An 18,941-nucleotide genomic window follows, 5' to 3' on the forward strand; every position below is an offset into this window, starting at 1 on the left:
CTGGTCGGCCGTTGTCTCTTTCGGCTCTCCGCCGCCTTCCCCGATGCGAAAGCAGGATGTGTCTTGTCCGTGTTCCCGGACCGGGAAACAGACCACGCCCCCGAGGACAGCCCGCCCGAGTACGCCGCCGAGCTGGCGAGTGAACAGGCGTACGTCTCGACGCTCTACGCGAAACTCGACGCCGAACGGCTGGCGGCCCAGCGCCGCCTGGACGAAACCCTGCGCCAGAACGGCCGGACCCCGCAGGCCCGTACCGAACGCGACGTGGCCACCACGATGTACACCGACCGGCTCGCCCAGCTCGGGTCGGTGGAACAGGGCCTGTGCTTCGGCAGGCTGGACTTCCGGCCCGGCAACGACGAGGAGACCACCTACGTCGGCAGGCTCGGGCTCTTCGCCGAGGACGACGACTACCGGCCGCTGCTGGTCGACTGGCGGGCCCCGGTGGCCCGGCCGTTCTACCTCGCCACCGCGGCGTCGCCGGAAGGGGTGCGCAGGCGGCGGCATCTGCGGTCGCTGAGCCGCCGGGTCACCGGTTTCGACGACGAGATCCTCGATCTCGCCGCCGCCGACCAGGGCCAGGACCTCGGGCTGGCCGGGGAGGCGGCGCTGCTGGCCGCGCTGGAGCGCCGCCGCACCGGCGAGATGAGCGACATCGTCGCCACCATCCAGGCCGAACAGGACCGGATCATCCGCGCCCCGCTGGGCGGGGTGATGGTGGTGCAGGGCGGGCCGGGCACCGGCAAGACCGCCGTCGCGCTGCACCGCGCGGCGTACCTGCTCTACACCCACCGCCAGCAGCTGACCGCGCGTGGCGTGCTCGTGGTGGGGCCGAACAGCACGTTCCTGCGCTACATCGGGCAGGTGCTGCCCTCGCTCGGCGAGACCGGGGTGCTGCTGGCCACGGTCGGGCAGCTGTGGCCGGGGCTGGACGCGGACGGCACCGAATCGCCCGAAGCGGCCGAGGTGAAGGGTCGCGCGGTACTGGCCGAAGTGCTCGCCGCCGCGGTGCGCGACCGTCAGCGGGTGCCCGAACCGGTGCTGGAGATCGAGCACGAGCGGGAAATCCTCAAGCTGGACCGCAAGACCTGCACCGAGGCACGCACCAGGGCCCGGCGCTCGCGCCGCCCGCACAACCTCGCGCGCCGGCTGTTCGTGTCCGATGTGCTCGACGCGCTGACCAGGCAGGCGGCCCGGAAACTGGGCGAGGACCTGCTGGATGCACAGGACGTGCAGGACATCCGCGCCGAGCTGGCGGCCAGCCCCGCGGTGGCCGCCGCGATCGAGGGCCTGTGGCCGAAGCTGACCCCGGAAGGCCTGCTCGACGACCTGTTCGCCGATCCGGACTGCCTGGAGCGGGCCGCGGGGAAACTGCTGCCGGAGACCGACCGGGCGCATCTGGCGAGCGGCAGGGACGCGAAGTGGACCCCCGCCGACGTGCCGCTGCTCGACGAGCTGGCCGAACTGCTCGGCGTGGACGATTCCGAGGAACGGGCCGACCGCAAACGGCGCGAGCTCGTGGAACGCGCCTACGCCGAGGGTGTGCTGGACATCCTGGAACAGGACGAGGAAATCCAGGACGAGGAAACGCTGCAGGTCTCCGCCGTGCTGGACGCCGAGCTGTTCGCCGAACGGCAGCAGGCGCGCAGTGAACTCACTGCGGCGCAGCGTGCGGCGCAGGACCGCACGTGGACCTTCGGCCACGTGATCGTCGACGAAGCGCAGGAACTGTCCGCGATGGACTGGCGGCTGCTGATGCGCCGCACGCCGAACCGTTCGATGACGCTGGTCGGCGACGTCGCGCAGACCGGCGCCGCCGGGGGAGCGCACAGCTGGGCGGAGGTGCTGGCGCCCTACGTCGCCGACCGCTGGCGGCTGGAGCAGCTCACCGTGAACTACCGCACGCCTGCCGAGATCATGGCGGTGGCCGCGGGGGTGCTCGAGGAACTCGACCGCGAACTGACCGTGCCGTCGTCGGTGCGGGAAACCGGCGTGCGGCCGTGGGGCAGGCACAGCACCGACCTCGACGCCGACCTGCCCGGCCTCGTCCGCGCGGAACTGTCCGCTGTGGACGGTGGCACGGTCGCGGTGCTCGTCCCCGGCCCGCGTCACGAGCACCTGCGGACGCTGCTCGGCGAGGACGAACGGCTGAGCGTGCTGAGCGTGGACCGGGCCAAGGGATTGGAGTTCGACGCGGTGCTGCTGGTGGCGCCGGACGAGATCGTGGCAGGCTCCGAGCGCGGGCTGAACGACCTGTACGTGGCACTGACCCGGGCGACCAAGCGGCTCGGCGTGGTCCGCACCGGGGAACCGGTGCCCGCGCTGCACGGGCTTGGCTAGAGTTCCGGCATGCAGAAGATCGGCAAGACCGCGGCAGTGGCCGCCGGTGTGGCAGCTCTGGTGTCCGGGCTGACCGCCTGCGGTGGCGACAGCGACGCGGCCCCGAGCCGCGCGTGCACCGCGGACGACATCACCACCAGCGGATCGTTCGGCCAGGCACCGGAGATCACCATCCCGGACGACTGCACTCCGCCGACGGCGCTGGTCACCAAGGACCTCTCCGCCGGTACCGGTGCGGCGGCGAAGCAGGGCCAGACGGTGTCCATGAACTACACGCTGGTCACCTGGTCGGACAAGAAGAAGGTGGACAGTTCGTTCGGCCAGCAGCCGTTCGGCCTGCACCTCGGTGCGGGCGAGGTGATCCCCGGCTGGGACCAGGGCCTGACCGGGATCAAACAGGGTGGCCGCCGGCTGCTCGTCATCCCGCCCGACCTCGGCTACGGCCAGGGCGGCAACGGCATCGCACCGAACGAGACGCTGGTGTTCGTGGTCGACGCCGTGGCGGTGCCTGCCGGACCGGGCTGATCCGGTCCGGGTGCGCCCCGCGCGGGGCGCACCCGGTGCCGGTCAGGGGATCAGCAGCAGTTTGCCGGTGGTACGGCGGCCCTGCAGGTCCTCGTGCGCCTGGCGGGCCTCGGCCAGCGGGTAGCGGCCGCCGATGCGGATGTCGAGGGAACCGTCCCCGATCGCGGTGAACAGCTCGCCCGCGCGCCAGTCCAGCTCCTCGCGGGTCCGCACGTAGTTCGTCGACGTGGGGCGGGTCAGGTAGAGCGAGCCGCCGGAGTTGAGCCGCTGCGGGTCCAGCGGCGGGACCGGTCCGCTCGCCGCGCCGAACAGCGCGAGCAGGCCGCGGATCCGCAGGCTCGCCAGGCTGCCGTCCACGGTGTCCTTGCCCACGCCGTCGTAGACCACGGCCACGCCCTCGCCGCCGGTCAGCTCGCGGGTGACCGCGGCGAAGTCTTCACGGTCGTAACGGATCACGTGGTCGGCACCGGCGCCGCGGGCCAGCTGAGCTTTTTCGTCGGTGGACACGGTGCCGATCACCCGTGCGCCGCGTGCCTTCGCCAGCTGGACGAGCAACAGCCCGACTCCGCCGGCGGCAGCGTGCACGAGCACGTCGTCGCCCGGCTTCACCTCGTACGTGGAGCGCACCAGGTAGTGCGCGGTGATGCCCTGCAGCATGGTCGCCGCGGCCACCTCGTCGGACACGCCCTCGGGCACCTGCACCGCCTGGCTCGCGGGAATCACCGCTCGCCGGGCGTAGCCGCCCAGCACGCCCTGCCACGCCACGCGGTCGCCGGCGGAGAAGCCCTGGACACCCGCACCGGTCTCGGCGACCGTGCCCGCGCCCTCCATGCCCAGCACGAACGGCAGCTCCAGCGGGTAGATGCCCTGCCGCTGGTAGGTGTCGATGTAGTTGACGCCGGCCGCGGCGACGTCGACCAGCAGCTCTCCGGCTCCGGGCGGACTCGCCGGTACCTCGGCGACCTCCAGCACCTCCGGCCCTCCGGTCCTCGTCACCTGCACAGCCGTCGGCATGGTTCCTCCTCGGTCTCGGTCCCTTCCCGTCCACTATGGCCGAGGACACGACCGGCCCGCGGCGCAGGGGGTGACGGGTTAAGCTCGCGACGTGGCTGAGGAGACCGAGAACACGCCGACCGCCCCCATCGCGCCCACTGCCAGGCAGGTGGCTGCCGCCAGGGATTTCGTGGCCCGGCACGGGAAGCCGGCGCGGGCCGTGGTCGAGAACATCGGCCGGGCGGGTGCCAGGGTCGTGCTCGTCGGCGTGGACGGTGCGCTGGGCGACGTGCTGGTGGCCGGTACCGAGGCGGGCACCGCGCTGGTCGAGGCGGTCGAGGACCTGGAAGCCGCCGAATGGGACAGCGAGACCGTGCAGACGGTCAAGATCGGCGCCGCGCACCGGCGCAAGATGGCCGGTCCGCGGGCCGGCCGGTGACCAGGACCGCGATCTTCGCCGCCTGCTCGGCGATGCCGGAGGGGGACGGCGACGAGACGGCCGTGCTGCCCGCGCTCGCCGACCTCGGCTTCACCGTGCGCTGGGCGGCCTGGGACGACCCGGACGCCGGCTTCGCGTCCGCCGACCTCGTGGTGCTGCGCGCGGCGTGGGACTACCCGCCGCGGCGGGAGGAGTTCCTCGGCTGGTGCGAAACTGTTCCGGTGCTGAGCAATCCGGCCACCGTGGTGCGCTGGAACACCGACAAGGCCTACCTCGTGGAACTGCTCGACTCCGGCGTGCCCACGGTGCCGTCCACGCTCGTCGAGCCGGGGGAGCAGGTGCGGTGGCCGGGTCGGCCGTTCGTGGTCAAGCCCACGGTCGGCGCCGGATCCCGCGGTGTGGCAAAGTTCGCCGCCGGCGGCCCGGACGCCGAGGCGCACCTGCGTGCCCTGCACGAGGACGGGCTGACCGCGCTGGTGCAGCCCTATCAGTCCAGTGTGGACACCCAGGGCGAGATCGCGCTGGTGTTCTTCGGCGGGGTCTATTCGCACGCCTTCACCAAGTCCGTGCAGCTCGGGTCCGAAGTGGACACGGCCGGACTGTATCTGGAGGAAAGCCTGGCCGCGGCGGTCCCGGCGCCGCAGGTGCGTGCGGTCGCCGAGGACGCGCTCGACGCGGCCTGCACGCTGCTGGGCATCCTGCGCGCGGAACTGCTGTACGCCCGTGCGGACCTGGTCCGTGGCGACGACGGGCGTCCGCTGGTGCTGGAACTCGAGCTGACGGAACCGTCGCTGGGCTTCCGCCAGGCGGACCCCGGCGCCCCGCTCCGGTTCGCCTCGGCGGTACGCCAGCAACTGGCGTGAAACGGATCCGCCGGCTCAGCGGACCCGTTTCGCGGCCAGCCGTTCCGGCCGCGGCCAGCGCACGTCGCGTGCCCAGCCGAGGCGTTCGAACAGCCAGATCACCCGCGCCGACACGTCCACCTGGCCGCGCAGCACGCCGTGCCGGGCGCAGGTCGGGTCGGCGTGGTGCGAGTTGTGCCAGGACTCGCCCAGCGACAGCAGTGCCAGCGGCCAGAAGTTCGCCGCCCGGTCACGGCTGGTGAACGGTCGTTCGCCGACGAGGTGACACACCGAGTTCACCGACCACGTCACGTGGTGCAGCAGCGCGATGCGCACCAGCCCGGCCCAGAAGAACGCGGTGCAGGCACCGAGCCAGGTCCCGCTGAGCAGCCCGCCGAACAGCGCGGGCAGGCCCACGCTCAGCGTGATCCACAGCCAGAAGAACCGGTTCACCACGCGCAGATCGCGGTCACCGACGAGATCGGGGGCGAAGCGGTCGGCGTTGGTCACCTCGCGCCGGAACATCCAGCCCATGTGCGCGTGCCAGAAGCCGCGCAGCAGCGCAGACGGCGAGGTGCCGAACAGCCACGGTGAATGCGGATCGCCCTCGCGGTCGGAGAACGCGTGGTGGCGGCGGTGGCTGGCGACCCAGAAGATCACCGAGCCCTGCACCGCCATGCTGCCCGCCACGGCGAGCGCGATCCGCAGCGGCCGGCCTGTCTTGAACGCGCCGTGCGTGAAGTAGCGGTGGTAGCCCACGGTCACGCCCAGGGTGGCCAGGACGTAGAAGACCGCGGTGAGCACCACGTCCGTCCAGCCGATGCCCCAGCCCCACAGCAGCGGCACGGCGAGCACCAGCGCGGCGAACGGCACGAGCAGAAACGTCTTGAGCACGAGCATCTCGAGCGGGCCGCGACGGCCGGAGAGGAGTGGTTTGCCGGTGGGGGCGGGGGCGGACGTCATGACGCGTCACCTCGGGGCGCTGGGGCGGCCGGTTCCGTGGCTCACCGTAGGCGCCCGAACTGTCCGACGGGCCGACGGGCAGTTACGGACGGATGGCGGTCAGTTCGCCGCGGCGAGTTCCCGTTCCGGCGGTGTCGCCGGGGTCCGCGACCGGACCGGGCCACGGTCGCGGGTGCCGGTCCACAGCGTGGCGGTGGCGACGATGACGAGCGCCGAACCGAGCACGTGGAACGAGACCATCGCTTCGGGCACGCCCAGTGCGTACTGCACGGTGCCCAGCACGCCCTGGGCGAGCGCGACCGCCCACACCCACGCGTAGCGCTGCCAGATGCGCTTCGCCGTTCGGCCGCGCAGCAGCGTGAGCCCGAAAACGGCCAGTACCACGAGATAGCCGACGAGCAACCCGCCGTGTACCTGGGCGAGCTTCTCGATCGGTGCGGCGAGCCGGTGCGTGTCGAGGTCACCGCCGTGCGGACCGGCGCCGGTCACGGTGGTGCCCGCGATGAGCACTGCCCACATCAGCACGGTCAGCAGCACCAGGGTCCGCCTGCCCAGTGCCGGCACCAGCGGGCGGGCAGGCTCGTCCCCTTCCCCGAACGCCTTGACCAGCAGCACGGCCAGCCACACCAGCGGGGTGGAGGCGAGGAAGTGGATCGCGACCGTCCACCATTCGAGCTTCGCGAGCACGGTCATCCCGCCGAGTACCGCCTGCAGCACCACGCCGGCGGGCATCATCCAGGCGAGTTTCACCAGCCGCTTGCGCTCCGGGTGGTCGAGCTGGATCCGCCATGCGGCGAGCACCGCGAGCGCGGCCACCACGATCACCACGCCGGTGAGCATCCGGTTGGAGAACTCGATCCACTGGTTGATCGCGGCGATACCGGGGTGCTGCACCGGCACCAGGCTGCCCGCCACGCACTGCGGCCAGGTCGGGCAGCCGAGTCCGGACCCGGTCACCCGCACCACGGACCCGGTGACGCCGATCCCGGCCTGCGTCACCACGGCGGCGATCCCGATGGTCCGCTGGAGCACCGGCGACGGATACGGCAGGCGGGCGATCAGACTGCTAAGGGGCACGCGGTCACGATACTCGCGCGTGGTCAGCCGGTTTTCCGGCGGGACCGGGGCGGGCGAGCCAGGTCACCCCGGCACCCGCAGCGTCACCGGCCGCCCGCGACGCCGCCGGGGGCAGCGGTGTCCCGGACGGCAGCCAGTGGTGCCCGGCGGTGGCGATGCCGGTGAACAGCCCGTCGTCGCGGATCGAGCCCACGTCCTCGAGCGGATTGTCCATAAAGGACGTACCGACCCACGCGGTAGGCCGCGCCGGTGCCCGCGACGAGGTCGTCCACGGCCGGCGACGCGGTGCCGAGCCGGTCCGGTCCGCGACCGGGGTCCCGCGGCCCAGCACCGGAACGCCGACGCCGTGTGCGGCAAGGGATTTCGCCGCGGCCATGGTGAATCCGGAGAACGCGGTGTCCAGGCCCGGGGCGTGCGGGCCCGGCGGCACGACCCGGCAGCCTGCTGCCGATGCCCCGGTGCGGTGGTCAAGACGATCAGGCCATCGAGTCTCGGCGCGGCACCCTGCGGAAGTCGACTGCGTTCGCCGGAGATTGATCCCCGGAAGGGATGGATGTGGATCTGCGCAAGCTCCGCTACTGCACCGCGGTGGCGGGGAACAGGACGGGCCGCTGCGCGTTCGACGGCACCGGGCTGCCGACCCGGCCCGATCGGACAGGAGACCAAGCTCGCCTGCCGGGCGCGCACCGGCCGGCCCGCCGCAGGAAGCTCCGGCCGGCGGACCTGGACGGCGAGCCGATCCCGGACGCGCGGGCCCGGCGGACCGCATCGCTGAACGAGAAATTCGAACTCGTCGCCGCGGGACGGCGCATCGCACTGGTGCCGCCGAGCGTCGCGCGGGCACACTCCCGCTCGGATCCGATCTACCTGCCCGGCGGTGCCGAAGAGACGCCGTGAGCGGCGGCGGCTCGACTTCCTGGAGATCGCGACCACGATCCTGCGGCCGCGGACCGGTTAGCTCAGGTGAGTTTCGTGGTGCGCGTGGCGAGAGCGCCTGCCAGCACCGCCCACACCACGAGCACCAGCGTCGGCCCGACCGGGAACTGACCGTCCACGAGTGCGGCGCGCATGCCCTCGGCGAGCGCACCGGAGGGCAGCAATCCGACGAGCACCCCGAGCGCGGACGGCAGCGCCGAAGGTGCCAGCAGGATCCCGCCTGCCAGCAGCAGCACGAACCACACGATGTTCGCCAGCGCGAGCACCGCCTCGGCCCGCAGCGCGCCGCCGAGTAGGACGCCGAGCGCGCCGAAGGCCAGCGTGCCCAGCACCAGCAGCACGATCGCGGCGCCGAGTCCCGCGGCCGACGGCGACCAGCCGAGGAAGGCCGCCACCACGCCGAGCACCACCGTCTGCAGTGCGACGACCACGAGCGCGGCCACGACCCGCCCGGCCACCAGCAGCCACGGCGGCAGCGCGGTGGCCGACAGCCGCTTCAGCACGCCGTAGCGCCGATCGAAGCCGAGTGCGATGGCCTGGCCGGTGAACGCGGAGGAAAGCACCGCCAGCGCCAGGATCCGCGGTGTGATCCAGTCCACTTTGGACGCAGAGCCGAGCTGGCTCGCGGGCAGCACGTCGAGCAGGCTCAACCCGATCAGCAGCGCGAGCGGGATGATGAGCGTGAGCAGCAGCTGCTCACCGTGGCGAAGGGTGAGCGCGGCCTCCACCCGTGCGTGCGTGCGCAGCATCCGCAGCAGTGAACCGCGGCCGGGCGCGGGGGTGAAGGTGCCCGCAGGGAACGAGGTGGTCATGCGCGCAGCTCCCGACCGGTCAGTTCCAGGAAAACCTCTTCCAGCGTGCGCCTGCCGACCTGCAGCTGCTCGGGCAGCACCCCCTGCTGCGCGCACCACGCGGTGACCGCCGAGACCACCTGCGGGTCCACCGCGCCCTCCACGAGATACGCGCCGGGCGCCGATTCGCTCACCCGGTAGCCCTCCGGCAGCGCCGCGGCGAGCAACGAGGTGTCGAGCCGGGTCCGGGCGCGGAAGCGCAGCTGCGCGGCGGCCCCCTCCTCGAGGGTGAGCGCGTTGGGCGTGCCCTCGACCACGACCTTGCCGTGGTCCACGATCACCACCTGGTCGGCGAGCGCCTCGGCCTCCTCCATCAGGTGCGTGGTGAGCAGCACGCTCACCCCGTCCACGCGCAATGCGGCGAGCAGTTCCCACACCAGCCGGCGCGCCTGCGGGTCCATACCCGCGGTCGGCTCGTCGAGGAACACCAGCTCCGGGCGCCCGATCAGGGCGCACGCGAGGGAAAGCCGCTGTTGCTGGCCGCCGGAGAGCCGCTTGAACGGGGTCCGCCGCGCGCTCGTGAGGCCGAGCACGTCGAGCAGCCACGCCGGATCGTGCGGCCGCGCCGCGCAGGACGCCACGAGCCGCAGCATTTCCTCGGCCCGCACCCCCGGATACGCACCGCCGCCCTGGGGCATGATGCCGACCCGCGGCCGCAGCCGGGCGCGGTCGGCGACCGGATCGAGCCCGAGCACCCGCACGGTGCCCGCCTCCGGCCTGCGGAATCCCTCGCAGACCTCCACGGTGGTGGTCTTGCCCGCCCCGTTCGGCCCGAGCAGGGCGAGCAGGCAGCCACGCTCCATCCGCAGGTCGAGCCCGTCGACCGCGGGAGTTGAGCCGTAGCTTTTCACCAGACCGGTGACCTCGACGGCGGAGTTGTCCACAACCGGTCACGATACGGCGTCGGCGGGCGCTCCCGGTGCCGGGGACGGGGGAGACGTCCTGGACAGCAACAGCGGCGAAAGCCGGTGCACGATCGCGAGGCCGCCCAGCGTCACCAGAATCGCCGCGCCGTAGGCCCACGGCAGGATGTAGGAGCGGCCGTCGAAGGTGCCGCCGGTCGGCGGCAGCAGGAACGGCAGGCCGGCGCTGATCACCGTCGCCGCCACCCGGAACCGCGACGTGCCCGCCGCGGCGGCCAGCGGGATCACCGCCCACAGCAGGTACCACGGCTGCAGGTTGATCTGCAGGATCATCGCCGCACCCAGTGCCACACCGAGACCGATGATCGGCCGGTAGCGCCATTTGAAGCTGGCCCACAGGAACTTGACGGTGATCGCCGCGGTGACCAGGTAGCCCAGCGCGCCGATGATCGGCACCAGCGAATCGGTGTGGTTGCCGAGCCCGAGCGTGATGCCGAGCACCCCGGCGAGGTTCGCGATCTCCGCGGTGGGGGAGATCCAGGAGCGCACCAGCGCGGGGGTGCTGGCGGTGGCGCCGATCCAGCCGAAGCCCAGTCCGGTGCCGTAGCAGACCGCGACGAGCACCACCCCGAACAGCCCGGCCATCGGCAGCCCGGCCCAGAGCAGGTCCTTGATCCGGCCGTGCCATCGGCGCGCCACCATCACCGCGAAAAACGGCAGTGCCAGCAGCGCGGGCACTTTCACCGAGGCGCCGAGCGTGATGATCGCCACGCCGAGCCCGATGAACAGCAGTTCGCCCTTCGCCAGTGGCGGCGGCGAATCGCCCTTGACCCGCATCGGCAACCGCCGGATACCGACCTCCAGCCCGGCCACCATGAGGCCGATGGCCAGCGCGTCGTTGTGCGCGCCGGCGACGAAGTGGAAGATCAGCAACGGATTCGCCGCACCCAGCCACAGCGCGGTCGCGGGCTGCACGCCGAAGCGCCGGGCCAGCCGCGGCACCGCCCACACCGTGAGGATCACGCCGACCAGCGCCAGCCCGCGCTGCAGCAGCACGCCCGCCACGATGTCGTTACCGCCGACCGGTGCGAGCCAGCCGCCCAGCCGCAGCAGCAGCGGACCGTACGGCGCGGGCGTCTCCCGCCAGATGTTCGACACACCCGAGGTGAGCGGGTCGGCCACGCCGAGCGCCTGTGCCGGGCCCAGCTGGTAGGGGTCCATGCCGCGGTGCACGATCTCGCTCTGGGCGAGGTAGCTGTACACGTCGCGGGAAAACAGCGGCGGGATCACCAGCAGCGGCGCGACCCACATGGCGATCGTGCGGGCGAGCTGCCCGCGGCTGGCCAGCCGGGCACTCGCCGGCCGCGCGAAGCGGCCGAGCATGAGCCAGCTGAGCACGAGGATGCCCATCCCGGAGAACGCGATCGCGAGCGACACCGTGGGGATGCGGGTGAACAGGCGCAGCACCGGGAGGTCCTGCACCGGGTTGATCACCGGGGCGGCACCCGCGCCGAGCGAGCCGAGCGCGAGGAACAGCGAGCCGACCGTGCCGAAGCGGCGGACCACGTCGAGGCCGCGGTGCTCGGCCGCGTTCAGTGGCTTCGGCTCGCGCGGGCGCACCGGCGACGGTGCCACGGCCGTCGCCGTGTCACCGGACGTCCCCGGTTCCTGGTCCCGCTGTTCGGGGTGTTCGCCGATTGCCACGCCGCGCAGCGTATCGAGTCCTCCTGCGGGTGACTCGGGTCACTGCCGCAGACCCCGGCTTTGCCAGTGGGACGGAAATAAGACACACTTGTGTTGTGAAAAAGAACGGGAGCACCGGCGAGGGGCGTGGCGAGCAGCCGCGTACCCCGGTCGACGGTACTCCTGTGCAGGTCAACGCTGGGGCCGAGGTGCCGGTGGCGGACAGTGCGCCCGAAGCCCCGGCTCCGCCGGCTCCCGTCGGTTCCTCGGCCGAGGGCCGTACCCGGCACGAGGTGGCCAGGCTGTTGCTGGAGCAGGGCCCGATGACCGCCGCGGTGGTCGCCGAGCAGCTCGGCATCAGTCCCACTGCGGTCCGCAGGCACCTGGACGCGCTCCTCGCCGACGGCGAGGCCGAGACCCGCGACGCACCCCGCCGCGGCCCGCGTGGCCGGGGCAGGCCCGCCAGGCTGTTCCTGCTCACCGAAGCCGGCCGGGCCCGGTTCGGGCACGCCTACGACGACCTCGCGGTGTCCGCGGTCCGGTTCCTCGCCGAGCACGCCGGGCCGGATGCGGTGCGCGCGTTCGCGGAGAGCCGGGTCGACCGGCTGGTCGGACCGCACCGCGCGGCGATCGCCGGATCACCCGATCCGGCGAGGCGGGCGGAGGCACTGGCCACGGCACTGACCAGGGAGGGCTACGCTGCCTCGACCCGTCAGGTCGCGGTCACCGGCACTGCCGCAGGCGCGCAGCTGTGCCAGCACCACTGCCCGGTCGCGCACGTCGCCGCGGAATTCCCGCAGCTGTGCGAGGCCGAGACGGAGGCGTTCGCCCGGCTGCTCGGCACCCATGTGCAGCGGCTGGCGACCATCGCACGCGGCGACAACGCGTGCACCACACACGTACCCGCCGGACCGGCGGGTATCCCGGCCCATCCCGAGCCGGACCGCACCACGGCACCTGCCGCGGCCCCGCCGCAGCAGGAGCACCCCGCACGGATCCCGAATGGAGGGAAACCCGCATGACTGCCGCTGCCGAGCAGCGCACTCCCACCACCGAGCCGTTGAGCCAGGAAGAGACGATCGCCTCTCTTGGCAACTACGCGTTCGGCTGGGCGGACTCCGACGAGGCTGGCGCCAGCGCCCGCCGCGGCCTGAGCGAGGACGTCGTCCTCGACATCTCCGGCAAGAAGTCCGAGCCCGAGTGGATGCGCGACGCCCGATTGAAGGCGCTCAAGCTCTTCGACCTCAAGCCGATGCCCAACTGGGGCGCCGACCTGTCCGGGATCGACTTCGACAACATCAAGTACTTCGTGCGGTCCACGGAGAAGCAGGCGGCCAGCTGGGAAGACCTGCCCGAGGACATCAAGAAGACCTACGACAAGCTCGGCATCCCGGAGGCGGAGAAGCAGCGCCTCGTGGCCGGTGTCGCCGCGCAGTACGAGTCCGAGGTCGTCTACCACCAGATCCGTGAGGACCTGGAGGAGCAGGGCGTGCTGTTCCTGGACACCGACACCGCGCTCAAGGAGCACCCGGAGATCTTCCGCGAGTACTTCGGCTCGGTGATCCCCGCCGGGGACAACAAGTTCTCCGCGCTGAACACCGCGGTGTGGTCCGGTGGCTCGTTCATCTACGTGCCGAAGGGCGTGCACGTCGACATCCCGCTGCAGGCCTACTTCCGGATCAACACGGAGAACATGGGCCAGTTCGAGCGGACGCTGATCATCGTCGACGAGGGTGCCTACGTGCACTACGTCGAGGGCTGCACGGCGCCGATCTACCAGTCCGACTCACTGCACTCCGCGGTCGTGGAGATCATCGTGCGCAAGGGCGGCCGGTGCCGCTACACGACGATCCAGAACTGGTCGAACAACGTGTACAACCTGGTCACCAAGCGCGCCAAGTGCGAAGAGGGCGCGACCATGGAGTGGGTCGACGGCAACATCGGCTCCAAGGTGACCATGAAGTACCCGTCGGTGTTCCTGATGGGCGAGCACGCCAAGGGCGAGGTCCTGTCGGTCGCGTTCGCGGGCGAGGGCCAGCACCAGGACGCGGGCGCCAAGATGGAGCACCTCGCGCCGCACACCTCCTCGACCATCGTGTCGAAGTCGGTGGCCCGCGGCGGCGGCCGCACCTCCTACCGCGGTCTCGTGAAGGTCGCCAAGCGGGCGCACCACTCGCGCTCCAGCGTGGTCTGCGACGCACTGCTGGTGGACACCATCTCGCGGTCGGACACGTACCCGTACGTGGACATCCGCAACGACGAGGTGTCCATGGGCCACGAGGCCACCGTGTCCAAGGTCAGCGAAGAGCAGCTGTTCTACCTGATGTCCCGCGGCCTGGCCGAGGACGAGGCGATGGCGATGATCGTGCGCGGGTTCGTCGAGCCCATCGCGCGGGAGCTGCCGATGGAGTACGCGCTCGAGCTGAACCGCCTGATCGAGCTCCAGATGGAAGGGTCCGTCGGCTGATGGCGGCAGCACAGTCCGTGGCCTCGGAAAACAATGTTGCCGAGTCCTTGCGGGAGGGCGCCGTCATCCCGGCGGCCTCCCGTGCAGAGCGGTTCACCTCCTACGAGGTCGAGGCCTTCGAGGTCCCCGGCGGACGTGAGGAGAACTGGCGTTTCACCCCGATGAAGCGCCTGCGCGGCCTGCACGACGGCACTGCCGTGGTCTCCGGCGAGATCACGCTGGAGACGGACGCGGCGCCGGAACTGAAGGTCGAGACCGTGGGCCGCGACGACGAGCGGCTCGGCGCGGCAGGTGTGCCCAGCGACCGGATCGCGGCGCAGGCCTACTCCTCGTTCGCCAAGGCCACCGTGGTCACCGTGCCGAAGGAGACCCAGGCGTCGAAGGCGTCGGTGCTGCGCGTGCACGGCCCCGGCGAGGGCAAGGTCGCCTACGGGCACCTGCAGGTACGGGCCGAAGCGTTCGCCGAGGCGGTGATCGTGCTCGACCACGTCGGCTCCGGTACCTACGCGGACAACGTCGAGTTCGTGCTCGGTGACTCCGCGAAGATCACCGTGATCAGCGTGCAGGACTGGGCCGACGACGCGGTGCACGTGTCCGAGCAGCACCTGCGGCTCGGCCGTGACGCGACGCTCAAGCACGCCGTGGTCACCCTCGGCGGCGATCTGGTGCGCGTATCGCCCACCGCGACCTTCGCCGACCGCGGCGGGGACGTGGAGATGCTCGGCCTGTACTTCGCCGACGCGGGCCAGCACCAGGAACACCGGCTCTTCGTGGACCACGCGGTGGCCAACTGCAAGTCGCGCGTGATGTACAAGGGCGCGTTGCAGGGTGCCGACGCGCATGCGGTGTGGATCGGCGATGTGCTGATCCGGGCCGCCGCCGAGGCCACCGACACCTACGAGCTCAACCGCAACCTGGTGCTCACGCAGGGTGCCCGTGCGGATTCGGTGCCGAACCTGGAGATCGAGACCGGCGAGATCGAAGGTGCCGGGCACGCGAGCGCCACGGGAAGGTTCGACGACGAGCAGTTGTTCTACCTCCAGTCGCGCGGAATCGGCGAGGAGGCCGCGCGCAGGCTGGTGGTGCGCGGGTTCTTCCACGAGATCCTGGTCCGCATCGGCGTCCCCGAGGTGCGCGAGCGCCTGGAGGCCGCGATCGAGGCCGAGCTCGAAGCTGTGGGCGTCTAGCTCGAGGCACTCTTTTCGCCGAGAGGGCATCGAACACAGTGCCCGTTCCTTCAGATCAGACTTAGGAAAAGCAGAATGGCTACTCTGGAAATCAAGGACCTGCACGCCTCGGTGACCACCGAGGAAGGTGCGAAGGAGATCCTGAAGGGCGTGAACCTGACCATCTCCTCGGGTGAGACGCACGCGATCATGGGCCCCAACGGCTCCGGCAAGTCGACCCTGTCCTACGCGATCGCCGGGCACCCGAAGTACCAGGTCACCTCCGGTGAGGTGCTCCTGGACGGGGAGAACGTGCTCGAGATGAGCGTGGACGAGCGTGCCCGCGCCGGCCTGTTCCTCGCCATGCAGTACCCGGTCGAGGTGCCCGGCGTGTCCATGTCCAACTTCCTGCGCACCGCGGCCACCGCGGTCCGTGGCGAGGCTCCCAAGCTGCGCCACTGGGTCAAGGAGGTCAAGGAGGAGATGGGCAAGCTCGAGATCTCGCAGGAGTTCGCCGAGCGCAGCGTGAACGAGGGCTTCTCCGGCGGCGAGAAGAAGCGCCACGAGATCCTCCAGCTGTCGCTGCTCAAGCCGAAGTTCGCCATCCTCGACGAGACCGACTCCGGCCTCGACGTGGACGCGCTGCGCGTGGTCTCCGACGGGGTCAACGCCTACAAGTCCGCGAGCGAGGTCGGCGTCATGCTGATCACGCACTACACCCGGATCCTGCGGCACATCACGCCGGACTTCGTGCACGTGTTCGCCGGCGGCAGGATCGTCGAGTCGGGCGGCAAGGAGCTGGCCGACGAGCTGGAGGAGCACGGCTACGTCAAGTACGCGGGTTCCGCCGAGCCCGCGAAGGCCTGACGGCTGACCACCGAAGTTCCCGACGACACCGAGAGGAGTTGGCTCGATGACCACCACGGCCTCGGACAGCCCGACCAACTCTGTTCCCCTTGACGTGGCGGCACTGCGTGCCGACTTCCCGATCCTGTCGCGCACCGTGCGGGACGGGAAACCCTTGGTGTACCTGGACTCCGGTGCGACCTCGCAACGGCCGGTGCAGGTTCTCGACGCCGAGCGGCACTACGTGCTCACGTCGAACTCGGCCGTGCACCGCGGTGCGCACCAGCTCTCCGAAGAGGCCACCGACGCCTACGAAGCCGCGCGCGCGAAGACCGCGGAATTCGTCGGCGCGGACCCGGAAGAGCTGGTGTTCACCAAGAACGCGACCGAGGGCATCAACCTCGTGGCGTACGCGATGAGCAACGCCGCCACCGCCGGTCCGGAAGCCGAGCGCTTCCGGGTCGGTCCCGGCGACGAGATCGTCATCACCGAGATGGAGCACCACGCGAACCTGGTGCCGTGGCAGCAGCTGTGCCGGCGCACCGGTGCGACGCTGAAGTGGTTCAAGGTCACTGCGGAGGGCAGGCTCGATCTGTCCGATGTGGACGATCTGATCACGCCGCGCACCAAGCTGGTCGCCTTCGCGCACCAGTCCAATGTGCTCGGCACGATCAACCCGGTCGAGCTGCTGGTGGCCAAGGCGAAGCAGGTCGGCGCGCTCACCGTGCTGGACGCCTGCCAGTCGGTGCCGCACTTCCCGGTCGGCTTCCACGCACTCGGCGTGGACTTCGCGGTGTTCTCCGGGCACAAGATGCTGGCGCCGTCCGGGATCGGCGTGCTCTACGGGCGCAGCGAACTGCTCGAGGCGATGCCGCCGTTCCTCACCGGCGGTTCGATGATCGAGCTGGTCCGGATGGAGGGCACCACCTTCGCGCCGCCGCCGCAGCGGTTCGAGGCGGGGGTGCCGATGACCTCGCAGGCCATCGGCCTCGGCGCGGCGGTGGACTACCTGTCCGCGATCGGCATGGACCGGATCGCCGCGCACGAGCACCTGCTGACCGAACGCGCGCTGGCCGGGATCGCCGGGATCGAGGGCGTGCGGCTGATCGGGCCGGCCGACCTCGCCGACCGCGGTGGCGCGGTCTCGTTCGTGATCGACGGCGTGCACCCGCACGACGCCGGTCAGGTGCTCGACAGCCTCGGCATCGCCGTGCGCGTCGGCCACCACTGCGCGTGGCCGCTGCACCGGGCCTGCTCGGTGCCCGCCACCGTGCGGGCGAGCTTCTACCTGTACAACACTCCGTCCGAAGTGGACGCTCTGGTCGCCGGGATCCGCGAGGCGCAGAAGTTCTTCGGGGTGGCGTGATGAACCTGGAGAGCATGTACCAGGAGATCATCCTGGACCACTACAAGAATCCGCACGGGCGCGGCCTGCACGATCCGTACGACGCCGAGTCGTTCCAGGTCAACCCGACCTGCGGCGACGAGGTGACGCTGCGGGTGAAGGTGGCCGACGGGAAGGTCGCCGAGGTCTCCTACGAGGGACAGGGCTGTTCGATCAGCCAGGCGTCCACCTCGGTGCTCACCGACCTGGTCACCGGCCACACCGTGGAGGAGGCGTTCACCACCATGGACGCCTTCGTGGAACTGATGCAGGGCAGGGGCAAGATCGAGCCGGACGAGGACGTGCTCGAGGACGCCGTCGCGTTCGCCGGTGTCGCGAAGTACCCGGCACGCGTAAAATGTGCTCTGCTCGGCTGGATGGCGTTCAAGGACGCTGTTTCCCGCACCACCACAGGAGCTGAGAAGGCATGAGCGAAGAGACCGTGACCCAGGAGCACCGCGAGGGGCGTACCGCCGCGGACCTGCCGGAGCAGCCGGCCGCGGTGCCCGCGGACATCGCGAAGATCGAGGACGTCGAAGAGGCCATGCGCGACGTCGTGGACCCGGAGCTCGGCATCAACGTGGTCGACCTCGGCCTGGTGTACGACATCCGGGTGGAGGCCGACAACTCCGCGACGCTGGACATGACGCTCACCTCGGCGGCGTGTCCGCTCACCGACGTGATCGAGGACCAGACCGCGGCCGCGCTCACCTCCGGCGGGCTGGTCGGCGATTTCCGGATCAACTGGGTCTGGATGCCGCCGTGGGGCCCGGAGAAGATCACCGAGGAAGGCCGCGAGCAGCTGCGTGCCCTCGGGTTCACCGTCTGAGCCGGATTTCCGTGCGAGGAGGCCATCCCGGTCCGCCCGGGGTGGCCTTTTTCGTTGCAGTGATCGTATAACGCCCTATACGGCGGCTCCCGGGTGAACGCTGTCCGGGTGTGCTTGCCGTCGCCGTCGGTGCCTGCGGCTACTATGCACCGCTGATGACGGCCGTTCGCTCGATTGCGCTCTTCGTGGCTGCCGCCGTGCTGGAGATCGGCGGGGCGTGGCTGATCTGGCAGGGCGTGCGCGAACACCGCGGCTGGCTGTGGATCGGCGGCGGGGTGGTGGCACTCGGGCTCTACGGATTCGTCGCGACCCTGCAGCCGGACGCCCATTTCGGCCGCATCCTGGCCGCGTACGGCGGGGTTTTCGTGGCCGGTTCCCTTGCCTGGGGAATGCTCGCGGACGGCTACCGTCCCGATCGTTACGACGTGCTGGGCGCATTGCTCTGCCTCGCCGGCGTCGCGGTGATCATGTACGCCCCGCGAACCGGGTGATCCGCCCGGATCGGACACCGCGGCCGGATCTGCCCGGCCGGTGGAAGCCCCGGCCGTCTCGTGCGGGCTGACTGTGCCGCACGGGGTCCGCTGTCCTTTGTGGACTGCCGGGGTGGTGGTCCCGGCGCCGGGTGCCGGAACCGGGTGCGCGCCCTACTTTCGGCCGTGGCCGTCGTCGCGGTGAACTTCTAACCTCGTCGTGGCAACGGCGGTTGCCGCTTCCCGGCAGCTCGCCCACTGGCAGTC

General features: G+C 71.0%; 20 protein-coding genes. 13 read left to right on the forward strand and 7 right to left on the reverse strand.

Annotated features, from left to right (window positions below; all coding sequences use genetic code 11):
• Positions 1-69: 69 nt before the first annotated feature.
• Positions 70-2,340: a HelD family protein gene (locus ABD793_RS07230; protein ID WP_425548666.1), complete on the forward strand. Its 2,271-nt coding sequence runs from the start codon at positions 70-72 to the stop codon at positions 2,338-2,340.
• 9 nt (positions 2,341-2,349) lie between these two features.
• The gene (locus ABD793_RS07235) at positions 2,350-2,865 is read left to right on the forward strand and encodes an FKBP-type peptidyl-prolyl cis-trans isomerase (RefSeq protein ID WP_344856631.1); all 516 of its coding nucleotides are present in this window, start codon (positions 2,350-2,352) and stop codon (positions 2,863-2,865) included.
• A 42-nt stretch (positions 2,866-2,907) separates the two neighbouring features.
• Here the strand turns inward: ABD793_RS07235 and ABD793_RS07240 are convergent, their stop codons facing one another.
• The gene (locus tag ABD793_RS07240) at positions 2,908-3,879 is read right to left on the reverse strand and encodes a quinone oxidoreductase family protein (RefSeq protein WP_344856633.1); all 972 of its coding nucleotides are present in this window, start codon (positions 3,877-3,879) and stop codon (positions 2,908-2,910) included.
• A 91-nt stretch (positions 3,880-3,970) separates the two neighbouring features.
• Between ABD793_RS07240 and ABD793_RS07245 the strand changes: the two genes are divergently transcribed.
• Entirely contained in the window at positions 3,971-4,297 is a 327-nt protein-coding gene (locus ABD793_RS07245) for a hypothetical protein (RefSeq protein WP_344856635.1), read from the forward strand.
• On the forward strand, positions 4,294-5,160 hold the full coding sequence (locus tag ABD793_RS07250) for an ATP-grasp domain-containing protein (protein ID WP_344856637.1): 867 nt from the start codon (positions 4,294-4,296) through the stop codon (positions 5,158-5,160). Before ABD793_RS07245 ends, ABD793_RS07250 begins: the two co-directional genes overlap by 4 nt.
• 15 nt (positions 5,161-5,175) lie before the next feature.
• Here ABD793_RS07250 and ABD793_RS07255 read toward each other — a convergent pair whose 3' ends face one another.
• From ABD793_RS07255 to ABD793_RS07265, 3 genes are all read right to left on the reverse strand, one after another.
• Positions 5,176-6,102: an acyl-CoA desaturase gene (locus tag ABD793_RS07255; protein ID WP_344856639.1), complete on the reverse strand. Its 927-nt coding sequence runs from the start codon at positions 6,100-6,102 to the stop codon at positions 5,176-5,178.
• A gap of 99 nt (positions 6,103-6,201) precedes the next feature.
• Positions 6,202-7,179 carry a COX15/CtaA family protein gene (locus ABD793_RS07260; RefSeq protein ID WP_344856642.1) on the reverse strand — a complete coding sequence of 326 codons (978 nt, stop codon included), beginning with the start codon at positions 7,177-7,179 and terminating at the stop codon, positions 6,202-6,204.
• 4 nt (positions 7,180-7,183) lie between these two features.
• Positions 7,184-7,609 carry a hypothetical protein gene (locus ABD793_RS07265; protein WP_344856644.1) on the reverse strand — a complete coding sequence of 142 codons (426 nt, stop codon included), beginning with the start codon at positions 7,607-7,609 and terminating at the stop codon, positions 7,184-7,186.
• A 125-nt stretch (positions 7,610-7,734) separates the two neighbouring features.
• Here ABD793_RS07265 and ABD793_RS07270 point away from each other — a divergent pair, with 125 nt between their 5' ends.
• Positions 7,735-8,076 (forward strand): type 2 periplasmic-binding domain-containing protein, encoded by a 342-nt coding sequence (locus ABD793_RS07270; RefSeq protein ID WP_344856647.1) that lies wholly within the window; start codon positions 7,735-7,737, stop codon positions 8,074-8,076.
• 62 nt (positions 8,077-8,138) lie between these two features.
• On the opposite strand, the gene ABD793_RS07275 is transcribed toward ABD793_RS07270, so the two are convergent.
• From ABD793_RS07275 to mptB, 3 genes are read right to left on the reverse strand one after another with little or no spacing between them, the layout of a single operon-like run.
• Positions 8,139-8,927, reverse strand: coding sequence for an ABC transporter permease (locus tag ABD793_RS07275; RefSeq protein WP_344856649.1), 789 nt, complete (start codon positions 8,925-8,927; stop codon positions 8,139-8,141).
• Positions 8,924-9,850: an ABC transporter ATP-binding protein gene (locus ABD793_RS07280; protein ID WP_344856652.1), complete on the reverse strand. Its 927-nt coding sequence runs from the start codon at positions 9,848-9,850 to the stop codon at positions 8,924-8,926. The genes ABD793_RS07275 and ABD793_RS07280 overlap by 4 nt, the downstream gene beginning before the upstream one ends.
• A 6-nt stretch (positions 9,851-9,856) precedes the next feature.
• A complete protein-coding gene (mptB, locus tag ABD793_RS07285) occupies positions 9,857-11,533 on the reverse strand; it encodes a polyprenol phosphomannose-dependent alpha 1,6 mannosyltransferase MptB (protein WP_425548659.1) in 1,677 nt (558 codons plus the stop codon).
• Positions 11,534-11,721: 188 nt separating this feature from the next.
• Between mptB and ABD793_RS07290 the strand changes: the two genes are divergently transcribed.
• The 8 genes from ABD793_RS07290 to ABD793_RS07325 all read left to right on the forward strand — a co-directional run bounded on the left by ABD793_RS07290 (position 11,722) and on the right by ABD793_RS07325 (position 18,695).
• Complete coding sequence (locus ABD793_RS07290; RefSeq protein WP_425548667.1) at positions 11,722-12,534, forward strand: helix-turn-helix transcriptional regulator; 813 nt, start codon at positions 11,722-11,724, stop codon at positions 12,532-12,534.
• Positions 12,531-13,979, forward strand: a complete 1,449-nt coding sequence (sufB, locus tag ABD793_RS07295; RefSeq protein ID WP_344856654.1) for a Fe-S cluster assembly protein SufB — start codon at positions 12,531-12,533, stop codon at positions 13,977-13,979. Before ABD793_RS07290 ends, sufB begins: the two co-directional genes overlap by 4 nt.
• On the forward strand, positions 13,979-15,166 hold the full coding sequence (gene sufD, locus ABD793_RS07300; RefSeq protein ID WP_344856656.1) for a Fe-S cluster assembly protein SufD: 1,188 nt from the start codon (positions 13,979-13,981) through the stop codon (positions 15,164-15,166). The genes sufB and sufD overlap by 1 nt, the downstream gene beginning before the upstream one ends.
• A gap of 75 nt (positions 15,167-15,241) precedes the next feature.
• A complete protein-coding gene (sufC, locus tag ABD793_RS07305) occupies positions 15,242-16,012 on the forward strand; it encodes a Fe-S cluster assembly ATPase SufC (RefSeq protein ID WP_344856659.1) in 771 nt (256 codons plus the stop codon).
• Between the two features lie 46 nt (positions 16,013-16,058).
• Positions 16,059-17,357 (forward strand): cysteine desulfurase, encoded by a 1,299-nt coding sequence (locus ABD793_RS07310; RefSeq protein ID WP_344856661.1) that lies wholly within the window; start codon positions 16,059-16,061, stop codon positions 17,355-17,357.
• Entirely contained in the window at positions 17,357-17,806 is a 450-nt protein-coding gene (sufU, locus tag ABD793_RS07315) for a Fe-S cluster assembly sulfur transfer protein SufU (protein WP_344856664.1), read from the forward strand. The genes ABD793_RS07310 and sufU overlap by 1 nt, the downstream gene beginning before the upstream one ends.
• Positions 17,803-18,204, forward strand: coding sequence for a metal-sulfur cluster assembly factor (locus ABD793_RS07320; protein WP_344856666.1), 402 nt, complete (start codon positions 17,803-17,805; stop codon positions 18,202-18,204). The genes sufU and ABD793_RS07320 overlap by 4 nt, the downstream gene beginning before the upstream one ends.
• Positions 18,205-18,359: 155 nt before the next feature.
• A complete protein-coding gene (locus ABD793_RS07325) occupies positions 18,360-18,695 on the forward strand; it encodes a YnfA family protein (protein WP_344856668.1) in 336 nt (111 codons plus the stop codon).
• Positions 18,696-18,941 lie beyond the last annotated feature (246 nt).

Origin of the sequence: Amycolatopsis ultiminotia (assembly GCF_039536925.1) — a bacterium.
Lineage (GTDB): Bacteria > Actinomycetota > Actinomycetes > Mycobacteriales > Pseudonocardiaceae > Amycolatopsis > Amycolatopsis ultiminotia.